19 protein-coding genes and 1 riboswitch are annotated in these 22,570 nt (G+C 71.0%); of the genes, 14 read left to right on the plus strand and 5 right to left on the minus strand.

The features are described from left to right. Positions 1-90: 90 nt before the first annotated feature. From RWH45_RS02805 to RWH45_RS02815, 3 genes are all read left to right on the plus strand, one after another. Positions 91-1,743, plus strand: coding sequence for a thiamine pyrophosphate-binding protein (locus RWH45_RS02805; RefSeq protein ID WP_315993397.1), 1,653 nt, complete (start codon positions 91-93; stop codon positions 1,741-1,743). Next, positions 1,740-3,209: an FAD-binding oxidoreductase gene (locus tag RWH45_RS02810; RefSeq protein WP_315993398.1), complete on the plus strand. Its 1,470-nt coding sequence runs from the start codon at positions 1,740-1,742 to the stop codon at positions 3,207-3,209. The genes RWH45_RS02805 and RWH45_RS02810 overlap by 4 nt, the downstream gene beginning before the upstream one ends. 594 nt (positions 3,210-3,803) lie before the next feature. Continuing rightward, positions 3,804-4,571: an endonuclease domain-containing protein gene (locus RWH45_RS02815; RefSeq protein ID WP_315993399.1), complete on the plus strand. Its 768-nt coding sequence runs from the start codon at positions 3,804-3,806 to the stop codon at positions 4,569-4,571. A 256-nt stretch (positions 4,572-4,827) separates the two neighbouring features. On the opposite strand, the gene RWH45_RS02820 is transcribed toward RWH45_RS02815, so the two are convergent. Then, a complete protein-coding gene (locus RWH45_RS02820; protein WP_315993400.1) occupies positions 4,828-6,210 on the minus strand; it encodes an MFS transporter in 1,383 nt (460 codons plus the stop codon). 118 nt (positions 6,211-6,328) lie between these two features. Between RWH45_RS02820 and RWH45_RS02825 the strand changes: the two genes are divergently transcribed. From RWH45_RS02825 to RWH45_RS02850, 6 genes are all read left to right on the plus strand, one after another. Then, entirely contained in the window at positions 6,329-7,981 is a 1,653-nt protein-coding gene (locus RWH45_RS02825; RefSeq protein WP_315993401.1) for a fumarylacetoacetate hydrolase family protein, read from the plus strand. After that, positions 7,978-8,664, plus strand: coding sequence for a GntR family transcriptional regulator (locus tag RWH45_RS02830; protein WP_315993402.1), 687 nt, complete (start codon positions 7,978-7,980; stop codon positions 8,662-8,664). Before RWH45_RS02825 ends, RWH45_RS02830 begins: the two co-directional genes overlap by 4 nt. Positions 8,665-8,737: 73 nt before the next feature. After that, positions 8,738-10,258, plus strand: coding sequence for a 5-carboxymethyl-2-hydroxymuconate semialdehyde dehydrogenase (gene hpaE / locus RWH45_RS02835; RefSeq protein WP_315993403.1), 1,521 nt, complete (start codon positions 8,738-8,740; stop codon positions 10,256-10,258). Positions 10,259-10,329: 71 nt separating this feature from the next. Continuing rightward, positions 10,330-11,478, plus strand: coding sequence for a 3,4-dihydroxyphenylacetate 2,3-dioxygenase (hpaD, locus tag RWH45_RS02840; protein ID WP_315993404.1), 1,149 nt, complete (start codon positions 10,330-10,332; stop codon positions 11,476-11,478). Between the two features lie 250 nt (positions 11,479-11,728). Continuing rightward, on the plus strand, positions 11,729-12,514 hold the full coding sequence (locus RWH45_RS02845; RefSeq protein ID WP_315993405.1) for a fumarylacetoacetate hydrolase family protein: 786 nt from the start codon (positions 11,729-11,731) through the stop codon (positions 12,512-12,514). Next, positions 12,499-13,299, plus strand: a complete 801-nt coding sequence (locus RWH45_RS02850) for an HpcH/HpaI aldolase family protein (protein WP_315993406.1) — start codon at positions 12,499-12,501, stop codon at positions 13,297-13,299. The genes RWH45_RS02845 and RWH45_RS02850 overlap by 16 nt, the downstream gene beginning before the upstream one ends. On the opposite strand, the gene RWH45_RS02855 is transcribed toward RWH45_RS02850, so the two are convergent. Next, a complete protein-coding gene (locus RWH45_RS02855) occupies positions 13,293-14,132 on the minus strand; it encodes a helix-turn-helix transcriptional regulator (protein WP_315993407.1) in 840 nt (279 codons plus the stop codon). The two genes, RWH45_RS02850 and RWH45_RS02855, sit on opposite strands and share 7 nt — an antisense overlap. Positions 14,133-14,234: 102 nt before the next feature. On the opposite strand from RWH45_RS02855, the gene hxlB reads away from it, so the two are divergent. Beyond that, positions 14,235-14,807, plus strand: coding sequence for a 6-phospho-3-hexuloisomerase (hxlB, locus tag RWH45_RS02860; RefSeq protein WP_315993408.1), 573 nt, complete (start codon positions 14,235-14,237; stop codon positions 14,805-14,807). A 29-nt stretch (positions 14,808-14,836) separates the two neighbouring features. Continuing rightward, entirely contained in the window at positions 14,837-15,460 is a 624-nt protein-coding gene (gene hxlA / locus RWH45_RS02865; RefSeq protein ID WP_315993409.1) for a 3-hexulose-6-phosphate synthase, read from the plus strand. Positions 15,461-15,530: 70 nt separating this feature from the next. On the opposite strand, the gene RWH45_RS02870 is transcribed toward hxlA, so the two are convergent. The 3 genes from RWH45_RS02870 to glyA form a co-directional block, all read right to left on the minus strand. Beyond that, on the minus strand, positions 15,531-16,013 hold the full coding sequence (locus RWH45_RS02870) for a cytochrome C5 (RefSeq protein WP_251504743.1): 483 nt from the start codon (positions 16,011-16,013) through the stop codon (positions 15,531-15,533). A gap of 89 nt (positions 16,014-16,102) precedes the next feature. Then, the gene (locus RWH45_RS02875) at positions 16,103-16,987 is read right to left on the minus strand and encodes a bifunctional methylenetetrahydrofolate dehydrogenase/methenyltetrahydrofolate cyclohydrolase (RefSeq protein WP_315993410.1); all 885 of its coding nucleotides are present in this window, start codon (positions 16,985-16,987) and stop codon (positions 16,103-16,105) included. A gap of 264 nt (positions 16,988-17,251) precedes the next feature. After that, positions 17,252-18,526: a serine hydroxymethyltransferase gene (gene glyA / locus RWH45_RS02880; protein WP_315993411.1), complete on the minus strand. Its 1,275-nt coding sequence runs from the start codon at positions 18,524-18,526 to the stop codon at positions 17,252-17,254. Positions 18,527-18,583: 57 nt separating this feature from the next. Next, positions 18,584-18,669, minus strand: a riboswitch (ZMP/ZTP riboswitch). Positions 18,670-19,045: 376 nt separating this feature from the next. Between glyA and RWH45_RS02885 the strand changes: the two genes are divergently transcribed. From RWH45_RS02885 to RWH45_RS02895, 3 genes are all read left to right on the plus strand, one after another. Further along, the gene (locus tag RWH45_RS02885; protein WP_315993412.1) at positions 19,046-19,432 is read left to right on the plus strand and encodes a YrdB family protein; all 387 of its coding nucleotides are present in this window, start codon (positions 19,046-19,048) and stop codon (positions 19,430-19,432) included. Further along, positions 19,429-20,832: an FAD-binding oxidoreductase gene (locus tag RWH45_RS02890; RefSeq protein ID WP_315993413.1), complete on the plus strand. Its 1,404-nt coding sequence runs from the start codon at positions 19,429-19,431 to the stop codon at positions 20,830-20,832. Before RWH45_RS02885 ends, RWH45_RS02890 begins: the two co-directional genes overlap by 4 nt. A gap of 124 nt (positions 20,833-20,956) precedes the next feature. Further along, positions 20,957-22,357 carry a L,D-transpeptidase family protein gene (locus tag RWH45_RS02895; protein ID WP_315993414.1) on the plus strand — a complete coding sequence of 467 codons (1,401 nt, stop codon included), beginning with the start codon at positions 20,957-20,959 and terminating at the stop codon, positions 22,355-22,357. The last annotated feature ends 213 nt before the right edge of the window (positions 22,358-22,570 follow it).

Raw genomic sequence — 22,570 nt, forward strand, 5'->3', positions numbered from 1 at the left:
CGTCGCTGCTCGAAAAAGGGGCACGTAGCGCGAGACCCGCGCGAGACACATACGGCTCATTCCCGTTCCTGTTTCGCGAAAGGCTTCCGCATGCCCATCGTCTCCGCGCACGTCGCCCACACCCTCGGCCGCCACCTCGACCGCGTCTTCGGCGTGATGGGCAACGGCAATGCGTACTTCCTCGACGCCCTGCACCGGCACACCGACGCCGTCTTCACCGCGATGCGGCACGAGGCCGGCGGGGTCGTCGCCGCCGACGCGCACTATCGCGCGTCGGGTCGCATCGCCGCCGCCACCGCCACCTACGGCGCCGGCTTCACCAACACCCTGACCGCTCTGGCCGAGTCGGCGCAGGCGCGCATCCCCCTGCTGCTCGTGGTCGGCGACGAGCCCACCTCGGGCCCGCGCCCGTGGGGCGTCGACCAGGTCGCGCTCGCCTCGGCCGTGGGCGTGCGCACCTACACCGTCGGCGACCGCGACGCCTCGGCCACCGTGCTCATCGCGCTCGAGCACGCGCTGACGTATCGCGTCCCCGTGGTGCTGGCGATCCCCTACGACGTGGTCACCCGCGAGGCCGGAGAGCTGACGGATGCCGGGACCGTGACGATCCCCGCTCCCCTGGCCCCGCAGGGCCCCTCGGCGAGTGCCGCGCTCGACCGCATCGCCGATGCCCTCGCCGGAGCCGAGCGCCCGTTCCTGCTCGCCGGCCGCGGAGCCTGGCTCGCCGACGCCGGCCCCGCGCTCGGGCGCCTCGCCGAGACGACCGGGGCGATCACGGCATCCACCGCCCTCGGCCGGGGCATCTTCCCCTCGTCCGAGCACGACCTCGGCGTCACGGGCGGATTCGGCGCCGCGGGAGCGATGGAACTCGTGCGCGAAGCCGACGTCGCCGTGGTCTTCGGCGCGGGGCTCAACCAGTTCACGATGCGCTTCGGCGAGCTCTTCGCCCCGGGCACCGATGTCTTCCAGGTCGACGTGGCGACCACCGCGACCCACGCCCAGGTGGGGGGATTCGTGCGGGCGGATGCCGCGGTGGCGGCCGAGGAGATCACCAGCCGCCTGCGCTCCCGCGGCGCGATGTCGTCGCGCTGGCGCGATCGCGTCGACGTCGCCCCGCTGCGCGAGCAGGAGGCGGGCGAGGGCCTCGCGCCGGATGGCCGACTCGACCCCCGCTCCGCCGCCGCACGGATCGGTGAGCTGCTGCCCGAGGACCGTGTCGTCGTCTCGGACGGCGGACACTTCCTCGGCTGGTCGAACATGTACTGGCCCGTCGCCTCCCCCGACCGCGTGATGATGGTCGGCACCGCGTACCAGTCGATCGGCCTCGGCTTCCCCTCGGTCGCGGGAGCGATCGCCGCCCGCCCCGACGCGACGGTCGTTCTCACCACCGGCGACGGCGGTGGCCTCATGGCGATCGCCGACCTCGAGAGCGCCGTGCGCACGGCCGCCGGCCACGGCATCGCGGTGGTGTGGAACGACGCCGCCTACGGCGCCGAGATCAACCTCTACGGCCTGAAGGGCCTCGCCCGCGAGCCGATGCTCATCCCCGAGGTCGACTTCGCCGCGGTCGCCCGCGGCTTCGGCGCCGAGGGCGTGGTGGTACGCGAGGTCGCCGATCTCGAGGCGCTGGCGGAGTGGACCCGCCGCGACCCCGCCGAGCGGCCGTTCCTGCTGCTCGACCTGCGCATCAGCGGCGCCGTCATCGCGCCGTACCAGCGCGAGATCATCAAGGTGAACTCGTGAACGAGTCCGCGGCGGGGGCCGGTCCCGTACCGGGCTTCGCGGGCGCCGCCGGACACAGGCCCACGGGTGCTGCCGGCGTAGGGCACGACGCCTCGACCGCGTCCGCCGCGGACACCCCGACCGACACCCTCGGCGACCTCCGCACCGCCCTCGGCGACCGCCTCCTCACCGACGCGGACAGCCTCGCCGCCTACGCCGTCGACAGTTCGCGCGCGCAACCCGAGGGGCTGCCCCTCGCCGTCGTGCGGGCGACCTCGACCGGCGACGTGTCGACGGCTCTCGCGTGGGCGCACGCCCGCGGCATCCGGGTCTCCGTCCGCGGAGCGGGCACCGGGCTCTCCGGCGGGGCCGTGGCGTACGCCGGCGGTCTGGTCGTCTCGCTCGAGGCGATGACCCGCATCATCGACATCGACGTCGACAACCGCCTCGCCGACGTCGAGGCGGGGGTGATCACCGCGGACCTGGATGCCGCAGCCCTGGCCCACGGCCTGTTCTTCCCGCCCGACCCGGCGAGTGCGCAGTGGTCGACGATCGGCGGCAACATCGCCACGAACGCCGGCGGCCTGCGCTGCGTCGCGCACGGCGTGACCACGGACGTCGTGGCCGCCCTCGAGGTGGTGCTCGCCGACGGCCGTGTCCTGCGCACCGGCGCCCGCACGCGCAAGAACACCACCGGCTACGACCTCGCGAGCTTGTTCACCGGCTCCGAGGGCACCCTCGGAGTGATCACCGCGGCAACCGTGCGCCTCAAGCCCGTGCCGCCGGGGCAGCCGCGTACCTTCCGGGCGAGCTTCGACGACATCGAGGATGCCGGACGCGCGGTCACCGCGATCGTCTCGGGACCGGCCGCCCCCGAAGTGCTCGAGCTGATCGATGCGCGCAGCGTCGAGATCATCGAGGCGTTCCACCCGAGCGGCCTCCCCTCCCCCGTCGCCGCGATGCTCGTCGGCCAGACCGTGGGACTCGCCGCGCCCGAGACCGCGGAGGCCATCGTGGAGATCTGCCGGACGCACGGCGCGGTCGAGACCGAGATCAGCGATTCCGACAGCCTGCTCGAGGCCCGCCGCCTGGCGAACCCCGCGCTCACCGCGCAGGGATTGCGCGTCTCGTGCGACGTCGGCGTGCCGGTCGCGCAGCTCGCGACCGTGTTCCGCGGCATCGGTGAGCTGGCCGAGCGCCACGGCCGACGCATCGCCGTGGTTGCGCACGCGGGTGACGGCAATCTCCACCCCACGGTCGAAGCGGGCGACACCCCCGACGAGTACGCCGCGGCCGAGCTCGTGATCGACGACATCACGCGCCTCGCGCTCTCGCTCGGCGGCACCATCTCGGGCGAGCACGGCATCGGGTCGGTCAAACGCCACGAACTCCCCTGGCAGCAGGATGCCGTGGCTCTCGACGTGCAGCGGGCGATCAAGGCCGCGCTGGACCCGCGCGGCATCCTGACACCGGGGCGGGCGATCTGAGCCCGGGCCTCGGGCTGCCTCGCCCTCTCCTCTCTTGCCGCAGACGGCCGCACCACGACCGTATGAGCGACAAACCGCGGCAAACGACGCTCAGCCACCGACGCTCACCTGACGCACACGGCCAGGCGCTCGGCGAGAGGCGAGCCGAACCACCCGAGGCGAGGATCGTGCGCTCGTCGTGGACAGGCCCGACCGCAAATGGCGCCGACAAGAGTTGAGCAACCGTAGGCACGTATTACCCGCTTGCCTCGCAGGACCGACGCTGAACCAGGGCGACCGACAATCTGAGGCGAACGAAGAAGCGGGCCGCGGCGCCCCCGGTCGAACGAATGGGCGGTTGTCCACAGATCGCGGATGCCGCGCCGCGGGCCATGCGCTCTGTGCGATGTTTCGGGAGTGAGAGCTGCACCCCTGCCCGCCGAGCTGCCCGAGGCCTTCTCGGTCGGCGCGGCAACGCAGCTGGGAGTGTCACGGCGACGACTTCGGGCTGCGGACCTCTCCTCTCCCTTCTCCGGAGTGCGGACGCGTTCAGCCCCGCCGGACGACGCGTTGGAGGCAAGCGTTCGGCATCGATCAGCCGCCTACGTTGCACGGATGCGAGAGTGCGAGTTCTTCTGCCTGGTCGCCGCAGCAGTGGCGTGGGGCGCGCCGCTGCCCGCGTCGGTCTTCCACCACCGCGACGGGAACCGGCTCGTCGAGCGTCCCCTCGACGTCGGAGTGTTCCTGCCTTCGCGCGCGAGCAGGGCGCGGGGAGTGCGCGGCACCTCCATCTCGGAGGGGATGGGCAGCGTCCGCACCGAACCCGTGAGCGGGCTGCGGGTGACGAGCCCCGCGACGACCTGGGCCATGATGGGCGCCATGTTGTGCCGGGACGACCTCGTCGCGCTGGGCGACGCCTTCGTTCGCGAGCCCATGCGCAGGGGTGACCCGCCCGCGCTCGCGACGATCGCCGAGCTCGCGGCCTCGCTCGAGGCAGGTCGCCGACGGGGCGCCACGGCGCTGCGCGAAGCGCTCTCCCTGACTCGCACACGCTCGCGGTCGAGGAAAGAGACCGAGACCAGACTCGTGCTCGTGGCCGCGGGTCTGCCCGAACCGTCTCTGAACCATCCCGTGCTCGTCGAGGGGAAAGTGGTGGCGCTCGTCGACCTCGCCTATCCCGACCGCAAGGTCGGCATCGAGTACGAGGGTGAGCAACACCTCACCGACCCACGACAGTGGGCACGCGACATACGGCGCTACGAGATGCTCGCCGACCTCGAATGGCGCATCATCCGCGTGACCGCGTCCGACCTCGCGCAGCACCGCGAGGAGCTCGTGGCGAGGGTGCGCGGGGCGCTCTCCGGTGGAGTGCGCCCCGGTTGACCCGCACCGACGTCGGTAGCCCACGCATTCGTTCGCCTCGAATGGTCGGCCGTCCGAGCAACATCGACCATCTCAGGCAAATCAGCCGGCAGCCTCCGCGCTCACGTGCCGCGGACGGCCGGTCGCTCGCGCAACACCCACCATCTCGGGCAAACGGGCCTCGCCTCGCTGAGAACGGGCGAGCCCGCGCGCTCGAGTGGCAGCACCCGCGGAACGGCCCCACCGCGCCGGAGCGCGACAGGGCCGTTCGATCGGGTCAGACCTTCGACAGCCCGCGGATCGGGCTCACCTCCTGCTCGGCCTCGTGATCAGGACCCAACGGGATGCCGCTGCGGTCGCGCAGCAGCAACGTCGCGACGAGACCGAGCACGGCCATGATCGCCAGGTACACCGTGACCGACACGGTCGTCCCCGTCGCGTCGACGAGCGCCGTCGCGATCGTCGGGGCGAAGGCGCCGCCCAGGATCGCGCCGATGGCGTAGGCGATCGACACCCCCGAGAAGCGGATGGATGCCGGGAACAGCTCGGCGTACAGCGCCGCCTGGGGCCCGTAGGTCAGGCCGAGGCCGACGGTGAGCAGCATGAGGCCGACCGCCAGCAGCACGATGCTGCCGGAGTTGACCAGCGGGAACAGCGCCACGATCGCGACGAGCATCGAGATCCAGCCGATGATGTAGGTGTTGCGGCGCCCGATCTTGTCGCCGAGCCACCCGCCGAGCCACGTGAAGATCAGCCACGTCACGGCCGAGAGCGTCACGGCGCCGAGCACGTCGGCGGTCGCGAGCCCCAGAGGGCCGTCGGGGTTGGTCGCGTAGCGCTGGATGTAGCCGCCGGTGGTCATGTAGCCCACGGCGTTGTTGCCGGCGAAGACGAACGCGGCGATGATCACGAGCAGCGAGTGCTTGCGGAACAGCTGCACGATCGGCATACGGGTCTGCTCCTTGCGCTCGGAGAGCTCGACGAACACCGGGCTCTCCTCGACCTTCTTGCGCACGTAGTAGCCGACCAGGATCAGCACGAACGACAGCAGGAACGGCACGCGCCAGCCCCACGCGAGGAAGGCGTCACCCGGGGCGATCAGCGCCATGAGCGCGAGCATGCCGCTCGCGAGCAGCAGACCGAGGGGCACGCCGAGCTGCGGCGAAGCGCCGAAGAGGCTGCGCTTGGTCTTCGGCGCATGCTCGACGGCCATGAGCACTGCGCCACCCCACTCGCCACCGGCCGAGATGCCCTGCAGCACGCGCAGGAGGATGAGCAGCACGGGGGCGGCGACGCCGATGACCTCATAGGTCGGCAGCACGCCGATGAGCGTGGTCGAGGCGCCCATCATGATGAGCGTCAGCATGAGCACGACGCGACGACCGTATTTGTCGCCGAGGTGCCCGGCGAGGAAGGCGCCAAGCGGACGGAACAGGAAGCTCAGACCCACCGTGAGGAATGACAGGATCTGCGCGATCCCGGGGCCGGCGGGCGCGAAGAACAGCTGACCGAACACGAGACCGGCAGCCGAGGCGTACAGGAAGAAGTCGTACCACTCGACGGTGGTGCCGACGACCGTGGCGAAGACCACCCGGCGGCGGTCCGTGGACGTGGAGATGGTGCCGGTGGGGGTGAACCCCGGCGATTGCGAGCGGGACATGGAACTCCTTCGAGACGTCATCGTCAGACCCCCGGACGTCGTCGTCGGCGACGAGGCGTGGTCTTGCTGGGGTGGGCAACATCGTATACGATTTCGAATACGACGCAAGGGAGCATCCATGACCGACACCGACCCCCGGTTCACCGCCCTCGGTGAGCGCCCCGGCAAGATCGTGGCCGTCCACCTCTCCTACGCCTCGCGCGCCGATCAGCGCGGACGCCGCCCCGCCGCCCCGTCGTACTTCTTCAAGCCGTCGAGCTCGCTCGCCGCGTCCGGCGCCGAGATCGTCCGCCCGGCTGGCACCGAACTCCTCGCCTTCGAGGGGGAGATCGCGCTCGTCATCGGCGAGCCCGCGCGGTGGGTGACCCCGGATGCCGCGTGGTCGCACGTGGCATCCGTCACCGCCGCGAACGACTTCGGCCTGTACGACCTCCGCGCGAACGACAAGGGGTCGAACGTCCGCTCCAAGGGCGGCGACGGCTACACGCCGATCGGCCCGGCGCTCATCGACGCCCGCGACATCGACCCCGCCGCCCTGCGCCTGCGCACCTGGGTGAACGGCGACCTCGTGCAGGACGACTCGACGGCGGGCCTCATCTTCCCGCTCGCCCAGATCGTCGCCGACCTTTCGCAGCACTTCACCCTCGAAACCGGCGACGTCATCCTCACCGGCACGCCGGCCGGCTCGTCGGTCGTCATCCCCGGCGACGTGGTGGAGGTGCAGGTGGATGCCGGCTCCCTGACGACCGGCAGACTCCGCACGACGGTGGTCCCGGGCGCCCAGCCCTTCGATCCCGCGATCGGATCCGTGCCCGCGATCGACGAGACGCAGCGCGTCGAAGCCTGGGGCTCGGCCGAAGCGGCCGCCACCGCCGCCTCGAGAACAGGCGATGTCACCGCAACAGGCGAAAACCCGACGGATCAGCCTGTTCCCGTCGCATCCCCTGTCCTCGTGACGGATGCCGCGACGCCCCACGCCGCGCCCGAAACAGGCGATGTCACCAGAACAGGCGAAAACTCGACGAATCAGCCTGTTCCCGCCGCATCCCCTGTTCCGGTGACGGATGCCGCGGCCCCGCGCCTCTCCCCCACGCTCCGCGGCAAGCTCGAGCGCGTCCCGGTCGCCGCCCTCAGCGGACAGCTGCGCAAGCGCGGCCTCAACGACGTCACCATCGACGGGGTGCACGCCCTCACTCCCGGTAGCCGCTTCGTCGGCACCGCCCGTACGCTGCGCTTCGTCCCCCACCGCGAGGACCTCTTCGCCTCCCACGGCGGCGGGCAGAACGCGCAGAAGCGGGCGTTCGACGCGGTCGGCGAGGGCGAGGTCATCGTCATCGAGGCCCGCGGCGAGACCGGCTCCGGCACGCTCGGCGACATCCTCGCGATCCGCGCCCACGCGCGGGGAGCCGCCGCGATCGTCACCGACGGCGGAGTGCGGGATGCCGAGGCCGTCGCCGCTGTCGGCATCCCCGTCTTCACCGCCGGCCCGCACCCGGCCGTCCTCGGGCGTCGTCACGTGCCGTGGGAGACCGACGTCGCCGTCGGCTGCGGCGGCACCACGGTCGAGCCGGGCGACATCCTCGTCGGCGACGGCGACGGCGTGATCGTGATCCCGCCCGCGATCGCCGAGGAGGTGGTCGACGCCGCGCTCGCGCAAGAGACCGAAGATGCGTGGATCGCCGAGCAGGTGGCATCCGGTCACCCGATCGAGGGACTGTTCCCGATGAACGCCGAATGGCGCGCTCGCTACGAGAGCGAGGCCACCCGATGAGCGAGGTCACCGCGAGCAGGAGCAAGTCGCAGCAGGCCTACCACTGGATCAAGCAGCGCATCGCGTCGCAGGAATTCTCTCCGGGCTACCGGCTCGTGCTCGGCACGATCGCGGGCGAGCTCGACATGAGCGTCGTCCCGGTGCGCGAGGCCATCCGCCAGCTCGAGGCCGAGGGCCTGGTGATGTTCGAGCGCAACGTCGGCGCGCGCGTGTCGATGGTCGACGACACCGCCTACCGGTTCAGCATGCAGGCGCTCAGCCTGCTCGAGGGAGCCGCGACAGCCCTGTCGGCGCGCGCACTCACCGCCGACGACGTGCGGCGCGCGCGTTCCGTCAACGACCTCATGGTCGAGACGCTCGAGCACTTCGACCCGCGCGCCTTCACCGCGCTGAACCAGGAGTTCCACGCGATCCTCTTCGAGAAGTGCGCCAACCCCCGCATGCTCGAACTCGTCCAGGCCGAATGGGCCCGCCTCGGCCACCTGCGCGACTCGACGTTCAGCTTCGTCCCCGGCCGCGCCGCCGAATCGGTGCGCGAGCACGAGAACATCCTCGTCCTTATCGAGAACGGCGCCCCGCTCGCCGAGATCGAGAAGGTGTCGCGGCGCCACCGCTCGGCCACTCTCGACGCCTACATGATCCACGAGCACCCCGATGAGGTGCTCGGCCTTCCCGCTTTCTGACGTTCCGCCCACCCGGCATCGCCGTCGCGGATCGCCGGCCGCCGGCATCCACCCCTCCCACAAAGGAGCAGCCATGACCACCCCGCTCACCACCACACGCCGGACCCCGGCCGACCTGCCCGAGCACATCCAGCACTACATCGGCGGATCGTTCGTCGACTCCGTCGACGGCGACACGTTCGACGTGCTCGACCCGGTGACGAACCAGACCTACCTGCGGGCAGCCGCGGGCAAGAAGGCCGATATCGACCTCGCGGTCGCCGCCGCCCGGAAGGCGTTCACGGAAGGCCCCTGGCCCCGGATGCTGCCGCGCGAGCGCTCGCGGGTGCTCCACCGCATCGCCGACATCGTCGAGTCGCGCGACGAGCGCCTCGCGGAGCTGGAGTCGTTCGACTCGGGGCTCCCGATCACGCAGGCCCTCGGTCAGGCCCGCCGCGCGGCCGAGAACTTCCGCTTCTTCGCCGACCTGATCGTGGCGCAGACCGACGACGCCTTCAAGGTGCCCGGCCGTCAGCTCAACTACGTCAACCGCAAGCCGATCGGCGTCGCCGGCCTCATCACGCCGTGGAATACGCCCTTCATGCTCGAGTCCTGGAAGCTGGGACCGGCGCTCGCCACCGGCAACACGGTGGTGCTCAAGCCCGCGGAGTTCACGCCCCTCTCGGCATCCCTGTGGGCGGGGATCTTCGAGGAGGCGGGCCTGCCCGAGGGCGTGTTCAACCTCGTCAACGGCCTCGGCGAAGACGCCGGTGACGCGCTGGTGAAGCACCCCGATGTTCCGCTCATCTCCTTCACGGGCGAGAGCAGCACCGGGCAGCTCATCTTCGCCAATGCGGCGCCCTTCCTGAAGGGCCTGTCGATGGAGTTGGGCGGCAAGAGCCCCGCGATCGTCTTCGCGGATGCCGACCTGGATGCCGCGATCGACGCGACCATCTTCGGGGTGTTCTCCCTCAACGGCGAGCGCTGCACCGCGGGCAGCCGCATCCTCGTGCAGCGCGACGTGTACGACGCCTTCGTCGAGCGGTACGCGGCCCAGGCCGATCGCGTGAAGGTCGGGCTCCCCGACGACCCCGCGACCGAGGTCGGCGCGCTCGTGCACCCCGAGCACTACGCCAAGGTCATGTCGTACGTCGAGCTCGGCAAGACCGAGGGGCGCCTGGTCGCCGGCGGCGGCCGTCCCGAGGAGTTCCCGGAGGGCAACTTCGTCCGCCCCACGGTGTTCGCCGACGTCTCCCCCGAGGCGCGGATCTTCCAGGAGGAGATCTTCGGCCCCGTCGTGGCGATCACCCCCTTCGACACCGACGAAGAGGCACTCGCCCTCGCGAACAACACGAAGTACGGCCTGGCCGCCTACGTCTGGACGAACGATCTGAAGCGCGCCCACCTCTTCGCGCAGAACGTCGAGGCCGGGATGGTGTGGCTGAACTCCAACAACGTCCGCGACCTCCGCACCCCGTTCGGCGGCGTGAAGGCCTCGGGCCTCGGGCACGAGGGCGGCTACCGCTCGATCGACTTCTACACCGACCAGCAGGCCGTGCACATCACGCTCGGCCCCGCGCACAACCCCACGTTCGGCAAGGCGCAGGCGCACTGAGCCCCACCGGTGGCTGAGCCCGTCGAAGCCACCCCCGACCCGCAGAACACTCCACGCAAGGACGCGACCCCATGGCAAAGCACACCGAAGAACAGAAGACCTCCTCCGGGTTCTGGGTGACCGAAGAGGCACCGATCCAGTCGGACAACCCCATCCCCACGCCCACCTCACCGGCGCCCGACATCCTGCGCTGCGCGTACATGGAGCTCGTGGTGACCGACCTCGCGGCATCCCGTGTCTTCTACGTCGACATCCTGGGCCTGCACATCACCGAGGAGAACGACGAGGCGATCTACCTCCGCTCGACCGAGGAGTTCATCCACCACAACCTGGTGCTGCGTCAGGGTCCGGTCGCGGCCGTCGCCGCCTTCTCGTACCGCGTGCGCAGCGCCGACGACCTCGACAAGGCCGTCGCGTTCTACGAGGAGCTCGGCTGCGAGGTGCGCCGCGAGCCGAACGGGTTCACCAAGGGCATCGGCGACTCGGTGCGCGTGGTCGATCCCCTCGGCTTCCCGTACGAGTTCTTCTTCGACACCGAGCACCAGGAGCGCCTGTCGTGGCGCTACGACCTCTATTCCCCCGGCGAGCTCGTGCGCCTCGACCACTTCAACCAGATCACCCCCGACGTGCCGCGCGCGGTGAACTTCATGCAGTCGCTCGGCTTCCGCGTGACCGAGGACATCCAGGACGAGGAGGGCGTCGTCTACGCGGCCTGGATGCGCCGCAAGCCCACCGTGCACGACACCGCCATGACCGGCGGCGACGGACCTCGCATGCACCACGTGTGCTTCGCCACGCACGAGAAGCACAACATCCTCGCCATCTGCGACAAGCTCGGCGCCCTGCGCCGATCGGATGCCATCGAGCGCGGTCCCGGCCGCCACGGCGTCTCGAACGCGTTCTACCTGTACCTGCGCGACCCCGACGGCCACCGCGTCGAGATCTACACGCAGGACTACTACACCGGCGACCCCGACAACCCGGTCATCACGTGGGACGTGCACGACAACCAGCGCCGCGACTGGTGGGGCAACCCCGTCGTGCCGTCGTGGTACACCGAGGGCTCGCTCGTGCTCGACCTCGACGGCACCCCGCAGCCGGTGCGCGCGCGCACCGACTCGAGCGAGATGGCCGTGACCATCGGCGCCGACGGCTTCAGCTACACCCGCGCGCCCGAAGAGGTCGGTGCCGGCGAGTTCAAGCTGGGCAACCAGCTCTGACCCGCCGCCGCGCCAACCCTGCCAGCGCCGGCGCCCGCCCACCGATGTCCCACGTATGGCTGGTTGGGCGCCCCTCAACCAGCCGAATTCGGGACACGCTCCACCAAAAGTGGGACGCGCGCACAGCCGCAGCTCGTCCAGCCCGTCCATGTCCCACTTCTGGCTGGTTGGGCACCCCTCAACCAGCCAGAAGTGGGACACGCTCCACCAGAAGTGGGACGACGTTCGTGAGACCGACCAAGGAGACCCCATGCTCACCGACGCACAGATCGACGCCATCGCGGCCGAGCTCGCCGAGGCCGACCGCACGCACGCGGTGATCCCGCGGATCACGGCGAGGTATCCGGATGCCGTGGTCGAAGACTCCTACGCGATCCAGGGCCGCTGGCGCGATACGCAGATCGCCGCGGGACGCACCCTCGTCGGGCGAAAGATCGGCTTGACCTCGAAGGCGATGCAGCAGGCGACGGGCATCACCGAGCCCGACTACGGCGTGATGTTCGACGACACGGTCTACCGCTCGGGAGACGAGATCCCGGTCGCCCTGTTCTCGAACGTGCGCATCGAGGTCGAACTCGCGTTCGTTCTGAAGACCCCGCTCGAGGGCCCCGACTGCACGCTCGACGACGCCCTCGCCGCGACCGACTACGCCGTGCCCGCGCTCGAGGTGCTCAACTCGCACATCGAGCTCGAGGGCCGCACGATCGTCGACACGATCAGCGACAACGCCGCCTACGGGGCGATGGTGCTCGGCGACGTGCACAAGCGCCCCGACGAGATCGACCTGCGGTGGGTCCCGGGCGTGCTCAACCGCAACGGCGAGATCGAAGAGACCGGCGTCGCCGCAGGCGTCCTCGGCCACCCGGCGACCGGCGTGGCGTGGCTGGCGAACAAGTTCCACCAGCACGGCGCGCGCCTGGAGGCGGGCGAGATCATCCTGGCAGGATCGTTCACGCGCCCGATGTGGGTGTCGCAGGGCGACGACGTGCTGTGCGATTACGGACCGATGGGAACGATCTCGTGCCGCTTCGTCTGACCCCGACCTTCCGCGCCGCCCTCGCGGCATCCGATCGCTCCCTCGCGGGCATGTGGGTGTGTTCGGGCAACGCCACGATTACCGAGGTCGCCGCCGGCTCGGGCCTCGACTGGCTGCTGCTCGACATGGAGCACTCGGCGACCTCGCTCGAGTCGGTGCTGACCCAGCTGCAGGTGGCCGCGGCGTATCCGGTCACGCCGGTCGTGCGCGTGCCGTGGAACGACCCCGTGACCATCAAGCGGGTGCTCGACCTGGGTGCGCAGAACATCATCGTGCCGATGGTCTCGACCGCCGACGAAGCCCGCGCCGCAGTCGCCGCCACGCGGTACCCGCCGCAGGGCGTGCGCGGTGTCGGCAGCGCCCTCGCCCGCAGCGCCCGCTGGAACCGCGTCGACGGCTACCTCACCGAGGCCGCCCAGCACGTCTCGCTCACGGTGCAGATCGAGACGACGACGGGAGTCGACAACGCGGCTGCGATCGCCGCGGTCGAGGGGGTGGATGCCGTCTTCGTCGGCCCCAGCGACCTCTCGGCCTCGATGGGCCTGCTCGGGCAGCAGTCGCATCCCGATGTCGTGGCGGCGGTGCATCGCGTGTTCGCCGCAGCGGCGGATGCCGGGACCCCGGTCGGCGTGAACGCTTTCGATCCCGCGGTGGCCGAGGCCTACCTCGACGCCGGAGCGGATTTCGTCGCGGTCGGCGCCGACGTCGCTCTGCTGGCCCGCGCGTCCGAGGCGCTAGCGGCGCGGTTCGTCACCGCCCGCGCGGAGCAGCGCGACAGCTACTGAGCGCGCGCCGTCCCGAGGGCCGCGAGCTCGGCCCGCGTGGAGACGCCGGCTTTGCGCAGCAGGTTCGACACGTGGAACTTCGCGGTGTTCTCGCTGATGCCGAGGCGTTCGGCGATCGCGCGATTGCGTGAGCCCGCGACGACCAGGCTGAGCACCTCGCTCTCGCGGGGGCTGAGGTCGACCGCCTCGTCGAGGAAGTCGGGGCGCGGGGGCGGATCGAGCGGCAGCACGACCGACAGCTCCGACCCCCACCCGGGAGTCGAGGCGACGTCGAACGCGCCGTTGAGCGCGCTGACCCGCTCGACGATCGGTCCCAGCGAGTCGTCGTGAGCGGTGAGGGTGCCCGCTCCGTCGTCGCGGATGCCGATGAGCAGGTTCAGCCCGTCGCAGTCCCATTGGATGCGCACGCGGTGTGGAGTGCCCCGGTCGAGTAGGGCGAGCACGGCGCTGCGGACGATCGCCCGGGCCTCGTGCGCGACTTCACCCGGCAAGGCGCGCCCGGTCGCCGGAGGCTCGACGAACTGCACGTCGAGGTCGCCGTGCCGGACGAGCGGACGGAGGTCGGTGCGCAACCGGGCGAAGGCCCCGGTGACGGGCTCGAGCAGGGCGCTGCGCTGCTGATCGGTGGAGGTCCGCAGCACGACGAGGGCGGCGGCCGCGGTCTCCACGGCGAGGGCGCGCGCGGCCCGGTCGTCGAGACGCGTGGACCGCAGGATCGCCAGCACCGATTCGAGCGTCACGGCGTGGCGGTCGGCCTGCTCGGCGACGACGCGTTCGTGCTCGATGACGAGGGCGCGGGACGCGGGAGACGACAACTCGGCGGACGACTTCACCCGCCCAAACCTAGCCGACGGAGCCGAACCTACCCGATCGGGTAGGTCGACCTCTGCCGTCGACCGGCCTCGCGCTCCGCTCCCCCGGCGAAGCATGGACACATGACCTCCCCCGACGCCGGCATCGCGGCATCCCTCACCCGCATCTCGGGCGAGCTGACCTCGGTCGTCGACAGCCTCGCCACCGGCGACGGCGCGGACGACGTGCTCGAGGTGCTGGGCGGCGCCGACCGCGTCTTCGTCCTCGGCGCCGGACGCTCGGGCCTCGCGCTGCAGATGACGGCGATGCGCCTCATGCACCTCGGCCTCGCCGTGCACGTCGTCGGCGAGACCACCGCCCCCGCGATCCGCGCCGGCGACGTGCTCCTCACCGCCAGCGGCTCGGGGACGACGGCCGGCATCGTCCGCGCCGTCGAGACGGCCACCGAGGTCGGCGCGCGCGTCGTGGCGATCACCACCGCGCCCGACTCGCCCCTCGGGCGAGCGGCGGACGCCCTCGTCGTGGTGCCCGCCGCGACGAAGCTCGATCGCTCGGGCACGGCCTCCACCCAATACGCCGGCGGTCTGTTCGAGCAGGCCGTCGTCCTCGTCGGCGATGCGGTCTTCGACGCGCTCTGGCAGCGCTCGGGCCTCTCGGCCGACGACCTGTGGCCCCGCCACGCGAACCTCGAATGACCCTCCACCCCGACAGTCAGGACCCCCGAATGAAGCTGCAGTTCGCCATGGACACCCTCACCACCGAGGCCGCCCTCGACCTCGCCGCCGCCGCGGCGCCGCACGTCGACATCCTCGAGCTCGGCACCCCGCTCATCAAGAGCGAGGGCCTCTCGGCCATCACCGCCATCAAGAAGGCGCACCCCGACAAGATCGTCTTCGCCGATCTGAAGACGATGGATGCCGGCGAGCTCGAGGCCGACATCGCCTTCGGCGCCGGAGCCGACCTCGTGACGGTGCTCGGCAGCGCCGGCGACAGCACGATCGTCGGAGCCGTCACCGCCGCCAAGAAGCACGGCAAGGGCGTCGTCGTCGACCTCATCGGGGTCGCCGACAAGCCGGCCCGCGCCAAGGAGGTCATCGCCCTCGGCGTCGAGTTCGTCGAGATGCACGCCGGCCTCGACGAGCAGGCCGAAGAGGGCTTCACCTTCGCCACGCTGCTGCGCGACGGAGAAGCCTCGGGCGTGCCGTTCTCGGTCGCCGGAGGCGTCAACGCGTCGAGCATCGCCGACGTGCAGAAGTCGGGCGCCCAGGTCGCCGTCGCCGGCAGCGCCATCTACAGCGCCCCCGATGTGGGCGCCGCCGCCGCCGAACTGCGCGCCGCGATCGTCTGAGCGCCGACCGCATCCCGAGAACGACGAAGGGCCGGACGATCGCTCGTCCGGCCCTTCGTGGTGTCGAGGGTCAGTCCTCGTCTTCGTCGTCTTCGTCGTCGTCGCCGATGATCTCGATGTCTTCGACCTCGAGCTCGGGCGTGAGCTGCACGTGCACGAGAGCGTCGGGGAACGAGGTCTGACCGGCGAAGACCACGATGATCGCGTCGGCGAAGACGCCCACGCCGATCGCCTCGAGGTCGGTGCGCAGGTCGACGTCGGCATCGAGCTCGTCGTCGTCGAGGGCGTCTTCGATGTCGCTCGCGACCTCTTCGACGATCGCACGCCAGCGCTCCTCGCCGACCGAGAGCACGTCCTTGAGGTTGCTCATGATCGCGTCGAGGTCGGGGGCATCTTCCTCGTCGATCTCGGGGTCGAGGTCGACCTCCACCTCGACGCCGGCGGCATCCAGGTGTCCCGACCCGATGACGCTGTCTTCGTCGATCTGGGCGTCGTCGAGCAGGCCGCTCTCGGTGACGCGGCGGAGGAGGTCGTTCAGCACGGACTCAGTCATGAATCAACGATCCCACGTCCGGCTCCCCGGTGTGAACACCTTGCGCGCGCCGCGACGGCTGTTCAACCCGCGCTTGCGCGCGGTTCACCTCAGACGGATGCCGCCCGCTCGGCCGCCTCGACCACGTTGGTCATCAGCAGGGCCACGGTCATCGGTCCGACCCCGCCCGGGTTCGGCGAGATGAAGCCGGCGACGTCGGCGACGTCGGGGTGAACGTCGCCGTATACGCGCGACTTTCCGGTCTCGGGGTCGGTCTCGCGCGTGACACCCACGTCGAGCACCGCGGCGCCCGGCTTGACGTCGGCGGCCTGCACGATGTGCTTCACTCCCGCGGCGGCGACGATGACGTCGGCCTCGCGCAGGTGCTTCGCCAGGTCGGCCGTGCCGGTGTGGGTGAGGGTCACGGTCGCGTTGATCTCGCGGCGGGTCAGCAGCAGCCCGATGGAGCGGCCGATCGTGACGCCGCGTCCGACGACGACGACCTCTTTGCCCTTCAGGTCGTAGCCGCCTCGCAGCAGCAGCTCGATGACCCCGCGCGGCGTGCACGGCAGGGGCGTGTGGATCGGCGCGTTGACGTTGAGCACCAGACGACCGAGGTTCGTGGGATGCAGGCCGTCGGCATCCTTCGCCGGATCGATGCGCTCGAGGATCGCGTCGGTGTCGATGTGCTTCGGCAGCGGCAGCTGCACGATGTAGCCGTGGCAGGCGGGGTCGGCGTTGAGCCGGTCGATGACGGCCTCGACCTCCTCCTGCGTGGCCTCGGCGGGCAGCTCGACCTGGATCGAGTTCATGCCGATCGCCTCGGACTGCTTGTGCTTCATGCCGACGTACAGCTGCGAAGCGGGGTCCGCGCCCACGAGCACCGTGGCGATGCCCGGCACGACGCCGCGTTCGCGGAGTGCCGCGACCCGCTCGGTGAGCTCGGCCTTGATCGCCGCCGACGCGGCCTTACCGTCGAGAATCGTCGCCGTCATGGCATCCCTCGTTCTGTGTGTGTCATTCGTGTCATGAAGTGGTGCGGTGCCGCGCCCCGAAGCCGCCGGGGGCACGGTCGTCGGTGTCACCGCAGCGATAAACGCTGATCCGCGTGAGATACGCGGCGTCGCACCGTGTTTCGACAGAATCAGCGTTTATCGCGGCCCTGCGCCGGACGAATGCGACGCCGGGGACCGCGCCGCGAAAAGCGGACACCGGATGCCGGGGCGGGGCCGCCTGCGCGACGCCCGCCCCGGCACGGCTCACTGCTGCAGGTCGGGGTAAAGCGGGAAGGCCTCGGTCAGCGTCGCCACGCGGGCGCGGAGAGCCTCGACGTCGGCGCCCGGGATCAGCGCGAGGGCGATGATGTCGGCCACCTCGGTGAACTCCACGTCGCCGAAGCCGCGGGTCGCGAGCGCCGGGGTGCCGATGCGAAGGCCCGAGGTCACCATCGGCGGACGCGGGTCGTTCGGCACGGCGTTGCGGTTGACCGTGATGTGGATGTCGTGCAGCAGGTCTTCGGCCTGCTTGCCGTCGATCTCGGCCTCGCGGAGATCGACGAGCACGAGGTGCACGTCGGTGCCGCCCGAGCGCACGGCGATGCCGGCGTTCTTCACGTCGTCCTGGGTGAGACGGTCGGCGAGGATCGCCGCTCCGCGGAGCGTGCGCTCCTGACGTTCCTTGAACTCGGGCGTCATCGCGAGCTTGAACGCCGTCGCCTTCGCCGCGATGACGTGCATGAGCGGACCGCCCTGCTGCCCGGGGAAGACCGCGGTGTTGATCTTCTTGGCGATGTCGGCGTCGTTGGTGAGGATCAGGCCCGAGCGGGGGCCGCCGATCGTCTTGTGCACGGTGGTGGAGACGACGTGCGCGTGCGGGATCGGGCTCGGGTGCACGCCCGCGGCCACGAGACCGGCGAAGTGCGCCATGTCGACCCAGAGGAGGGCGCCTACCTCGTCGGCGATCGCGCGGAACGCTTCGAAGTCGAGCTGACGCGGGTATGCCGACCAGCCGGCGATGATGACCTTCGGCTTGTGCTCGACGGCGAGACGGCGCACCTCGTCCATGTCGATGACCGAGGTCTCGGGGTCGACGCCGTACGCGACGATGTCGTAGAGACGGCCCGAGAAGTTGATCTTCATGCCGTGCGTCAGGTGGCCGCCCTGGTCGAGGGCGAGACCGAGCAGCGTGTCGCCGGGGCGCGCGATCGCGTGCAGCACCGCAGCGTTGGCGGAGGCGCCGGAGTGCGGCTGGACGTTGGCGAACTCGGCGCCGAACAGCTGCTTGGCGCGCGCGATCGCGAGCGACTCGGCGACGTCGACCTCTTCGCAGCCGCCGTAGTAGCGGCGTCCGGGGTAGCCCTCGGCGTACTTGTTGGTCAGCACCGAGCCCTGCGACTGCAGCACCGAGACGGGCACGAAGTTCTCCGACGCGATCATCTCGAGGAAGCCGCGCTGGCGGTTCAGTTCGCGCTCGAGGACCTCGGCGATCTCGGGGTCGACCTCCGAGAGAGGGGCGTTGAAGTACGGATCGGTCATGCGATCTCCTTGACGATGGTTCCGGATGCCGCGGACTCGGCGAGTCCGCGGAGATACCGCATCGACCCAGGCGTGCGGTCGAATACCGTCAAGCGGTCGCTCCCCGGTGGTGTCCCACCTCAACGCCAGTCGCGACGGTGCCACTGTATCGCGTATCACGTGCGCGTCCTCGCGTGACCCTGCATCCACCGTTGCTCCACAGGTTCCTCTCGACGCGGAGGGGGCTGAGCCTGTAGAAGGCGCCACGGTCCGCGTCAGCCCTGTCCGACGCAGAGGTGGCTGGGCTCGTCGAAGCCACCGGGGCCTCCGCGGGTCCCGGTGGCTTCGACAGGCTCAGGGACCTGAGCTGGGCGGGGGGGGGGGGGGGGGGGGGGGGGGGGGGGCTGAGCGTGCCGACGCCGCCGCGGTCGGCGCGGGCCCGGTCTCTTCGACAGGCTCAGGGACCTCGGTAGCGGCGCGATCGGCTCGACGGTGAGCGATCCCGGATGCCGAGACCGCGGGCCCGCGTAAAATGGCGGGGTGACCGACTCCCCCAACGTCCGCGCGCAGGCGCCCCTCGCTCCCGGCATGCGCCCGCGGCCGACGGCGGTCGAGATCGGCAGCGTCGTCTGCGGCCTCTTCGCCTTCGTGACGCTCGCCATCTGGGGCTTCACCGCGTGGCCGCTGCCGTGGAACATCGTGGCCGGCATCGGCGCCCCGGCCCTGGCCGTGATCGTCTGGGCCCTGTTCGTCTCACCCCGCGCGGTGCTCGCCGTGCACCCCTTCGTGCGCGCCATCGTCGAGCTGTTCGTCTACGCCGCGGCCACCGTGGCGTGGTGGAGCATGGGCCAGGCCTGGATCGGCCTCGGTTTCGCCATCGTCGCCGTCGTCTTCGGCGCCCTGAACGGCCGCCGGCGCCTGGCATGACCGACGAGACGGCGCACCTCACGCCGTCGCAGCGCGCGGGTGACGACGTCCTCGCGCTGCTCCGGGCCGAACTCGGCGCGCGCGTCGACACCGCCCCCGCCGCCCTCGAGGCGGCTCGCGCCGACAAATCGGGCCACGCGGCCGAGGGCCTCCCCCTCGCGGTGGTGCACGCCGCATCCGTCGCCGATGTCCAGGCCGTCATGCGCATCGCCACCGCCACGCGCACGCCCGTCGTGCCGCGCGGAGCGGGGACGGGACTCGCGGGCGGCGCCAACACCGGCGGCGGTGAGATCAGCCTGTCGGTGCGCGCGATGGACCGCGTGCTCGAGGTGCGCCCCGACGATCTGCTGGCCGTCGTCGAACCCGGCATCCTGAACGCCGACCTCAACACCCACCTCGAATCTCACGGAGTCTGGTGGGCCCCCGACCCCGCGAGCCGGGCCATCTCCACCGTCGGCGGCAACATCGCCACCGGTGCGGGTGGCCTGCTGTGCGCGAAGTACGGCGTGGTGCGCGACGCGGTGCTCGGCGTCGACCTCGTGCTCGCCGACGGCCTCCTCCTCCACCTCGGCCACCGCAGCGTGAAGGGGGTGACCGGCCTCGACCTCACCTCGCTCGTGATCGGATCCGAGGGCACACTCGGCGTGGTGGTGGGCGCGACCCTCAAGCTCCGCCGCCTCGTCGAAGGCGAGCGTGTGACCCTGACGGCCCTGTTCGACGGCGTGCGCGCCGCCGCCGTCGCCTGCGCCGCGGTCACGGCATCCGGAGTGCAGCCCGCGATCATGGAGCTGATGGATGCCACGAGCCTCGCCGCCGTGCACCGCCTGCTCTCGCTGCCCACCCCTCCCGCGGGCGCGGCGCAGGTGACGATCCAGACCGACGGCCCCGTCGCGGTCGATGAAGCACGGGCGATCGCCGCGGTGCTGGAGGCCGCGGGAGGACGCGTGTCGGTCGCGGCCGACGCGGCCGAGGGCGAGGAGCTGCTCGCGGTGCGGCGGGCCATGCACCCGGCGATGGAGACGCTCGGCACCCCCCTCATCGAGGACGTGTCGGTACCCCGCAGCGCGCTTCCCGACATGTTCGACGAGATAGCCCGCATCGAACGGCAGTACGGCCTCGTCATCCCCGCCGTCGCCCACGCGGGCGACGGCAACCTGCATCCGAACTTCGTCTTCGAGGGGCCCGAGGTCCCCCCGGTGGTGTGGGAGGCGGCGGAGGAGCTGTTCCGCGCGGCGCTCGCGCTCGGCGGCACGCTCACCGGTGAGCACGGCATCGGCGTGCTCAAGCGACGCTGGCTCGCCGAGGAGTTGGGCGACGATCAGTGGGCCCTGCAACGAGACATCGCCCGCGTCTTCGATCCCCTCGGCATCCTGAACCCCGGCAAGGTGTTCGCTCCCTGAGTCGCGCTTCCCGGCCGGCACGGCCGCGTCGCGCCACGGGCGTGATCAGACCGTGATATTGCTCAGGGCAGACGCGCAGTGTGCGCCTCTACCATTGGAAGACTGACTTCCGGGGGGTTTGACTATGACCGACGGCGCACCTGGCACCGACGGCGCGACCTACGCCTGGGCTCCCGCCGAGCCCCAGCCGCGCAAGAACCGCTCCGGCCTGTGGATCGGCATCCCCGCCGGTGCCACGGCCGTGGCCCTCATCGCCGCGTCGCTCGTGCTGATCGCCCCCGGGGCCTCGGTCGCCGGCGTGCAGATCGGCGGTCTCACGGCCGGCGCTGCGGCGCAGGCCATCGAGTCGCGTCTGGCGCAGACGGCCGTCACGGTCGAGAGCCCCGCGGGCGAGGTCGTCGTGACCGGTGCCGACCTCGGCGCGACCGTCGACGCGGCAGCCCTCGCCGACAAGGCCTTCGCCGACAACCCGATGTGGAAGCCCTCGTCGTGGTTCCCGCAGGGGACGGGCGTGTCCGTCCAGATCGACGAGGCCGAGGCCGCCGCAGCTCTTCGCGACAAGGCCCCCGGCGCGTACCGCGCTCCCGTCGACGCGACCGTCGCGTATGACGCCGGGTCGCAGGCCTACGTGACCACCCCCGCCGAGGCCGGCGAAGGCATCGATGTCACAGCGGTCACCGCGGCGCTGCAGTCGGCATTCGACGCCGGCACCGCTGCGACCACCGTCGAGGCCTCGCTCGTGCCCGTCGACGCCCCCGTCTCCACCGACGAGGCCGCGGCCGCGGTCGGCACGCTCAACGGCATCCTCGATTCGGCCGGCTTCTACGTCGGCGACGAGCGCACCGTCACCGTCGACCGCGCCACCGCCGCCTCGTGGCTCACCGTCACTCCCGACGGCAAGGGCGCGTTCGCGATCTCGGCCGACGAGGCCGCGATCCAGGATGCGGTCGCCGGGCTCCCCGCCGCGGTCGATCGTGGGGCGATCAACGCCGACGTGATCGTCGACACCGGCGGAGAGGTCATCCACACCAACACCGAGGGTCAGACCGGACGCTCGCTCGGCGACACCGCCGGCATCGCCGCGGCCTTCGCCACCCAGCTCGCCGAGGGCAACGGGCGGTACGCCCTGACCGTGGCCGAGACGCCGTTCGAGACGACGAAGACCGAGCGCCGTATCGACGTCAACCTCAGCACGCAGACCACGACGCTCTGGCAGAACGGGCAGGTGTATCGCACCTACACGATCTCGTCGGGCGCGGGCGACCACGCCACCCACACCGGCGAGTTCCGCATCGGCTGGAAGACGGCCATGCAGGACATGGGCTGCGTCCCCGGCTACGACTACTGCACGAAAGACGTCCCCTGGGTCGCCTACTTCAACGGCGACGAGGGCTTCCACGGCACCTACTGGCACAACAACTTCGGTACGCCGATGAGCCACGGCTGCATCAACATGACCATCCCGCAGGCCAAGGAGCTCTACGACTGGGCCTACCGCGGCACCGAGGTGTCGGTCCACTACTGAGCCCGGATCCTTCAGAAGAGGGGCGGATGCCATTCGGCATCCGCCCCTCGTCCCGTTTCGGGGCCCCTCCCTCGAGTGGGCGTGCAACAGCCCGTCCGCTCACGCGAGCGCGACATCACGCGGGCCGTCCCCGTGGGCGCGACGCACCGCAGGAGTTCCCCTCCTCGGCCGGCCCGTCCGCCCCGGGATCGGGTCCCTCGCGCGCACAACTCC

The organism is Microbacterium galbum, from assembly GCF_032464915.1.
Taxonomy (GTDB): domain Bacteria; phylum Actinomycetota; class Actinomycetes; order Actinomycetales; family Microbacteriaceae; genus Microbacterium; species Microbacterium galbum.

Excerpts from the sequence above, each read along its gene's own strand:
- RWH45_RS02875 (WP_315993410.1), bottom strand. The coding sequence starts at position 16,987 with ATGACGGCGACGATTCTCGACGGTAAGGCCGCGTCGGCGGCGATCAAG.
- RWH45_RS02825 (WP_315993401.1), top strand. The coding sequence starts at position 6,329 with ATGACCGACACCGACCCCCGGTTCACCGCCCTCGGTGAGCGCCCCGGC.
- RWH45_RS02895 (WP_315993414.1), top strand. The coding sequence starts at position 20,957 with ATGACCGACGGCGCACCTGGCACCGACGGCGCGACCTACGCCTGGGCT.
- RWH45_RS02820 (WP_315993400.1), bottom strand. The coding sequence starts at position 6,210 with ATGTCCCGCTCGCAATCGCCGGGGTTCACCCCCACCGGCACCATCTCC.
- RWH45_RS02890 (WP_315993413.1), top strand. The coding sequence starts at position 19,429 with ATGACCGACGAGACGGCGCACCTCACGCCGTCGCAGCGCGCGGGTGAC.
- RWH45_RS02830 (WP_315993402.1), top strand. The coding sequence starts at position 7,978 with ATGAGCGAGGTCACCGCGAGCAGGAGCAAGTCGCAGCAGGCCTACCAC.
- RWH45_RS02815 (WP_315993399.1), top strand. The coding sequence starts at position 3,804 with ATGCGAGAGTGCGAGTTCTTCTGCCTGGTCGCCGCAGCAGTGGCGTGG.
- hxlB (WP_315993408.1), top strand. The coding sequence starts at position 14,235 with ATGACCTCCCCCGACGCCGGCATCGCGGCATCCCTCACCCGCATCTCG.
- RWH45_RS02845 (WP_315993405.1), top strand. The coding sequence starts at position 11,729 with ATGCTCACCGACGCACAGATCGACGCCATCGCGGCCGAGCTCGCCGAG.
- glyA (WP_315993411.1), bottom strand. The coding sequence starts at position 18,526 with ATGACCGATCCGTACTTCAACGCCCCTCTCTCGGAGGTCGACCCCGAG.
- hpaD (WP_315993404.1), top strand. The coding sequence starts at position 10,330 with ATGGCAAAGCACACCGAAGAACAGAAGACCTCCTCCGGGTTCTGGGTG.
- hpaE (WP_315993403.1), top strand. The coding sequence starts at position 8,738 with ATGACCACCCCGCTCACCACCACACGCCGGACCCCGGCCGACCTGCCC.
- hxlA (WP_315993409.1), top strand. The coding sequence starts at position 14,837 with ATGAAGCTGCAGTTCGCCATGGACACCCTCACCACCGAGGCCGCCCTC.
- RWH45_RS02805 (WP_315993397.1), top strand. The coding sequence starts at position 91 with ATGCCCATCGTCTCCGCGCACGTCGCCCACACCCTCGGCCGCCACCTC.
- RWH45_RS02870 (WP_251504743.1), bottom strand. The coding sequence starts at position 16,013 with ATGACTGAGTCCGTGCTGAACGACCTCCTCCGCCGCGTCACCGAGAGC.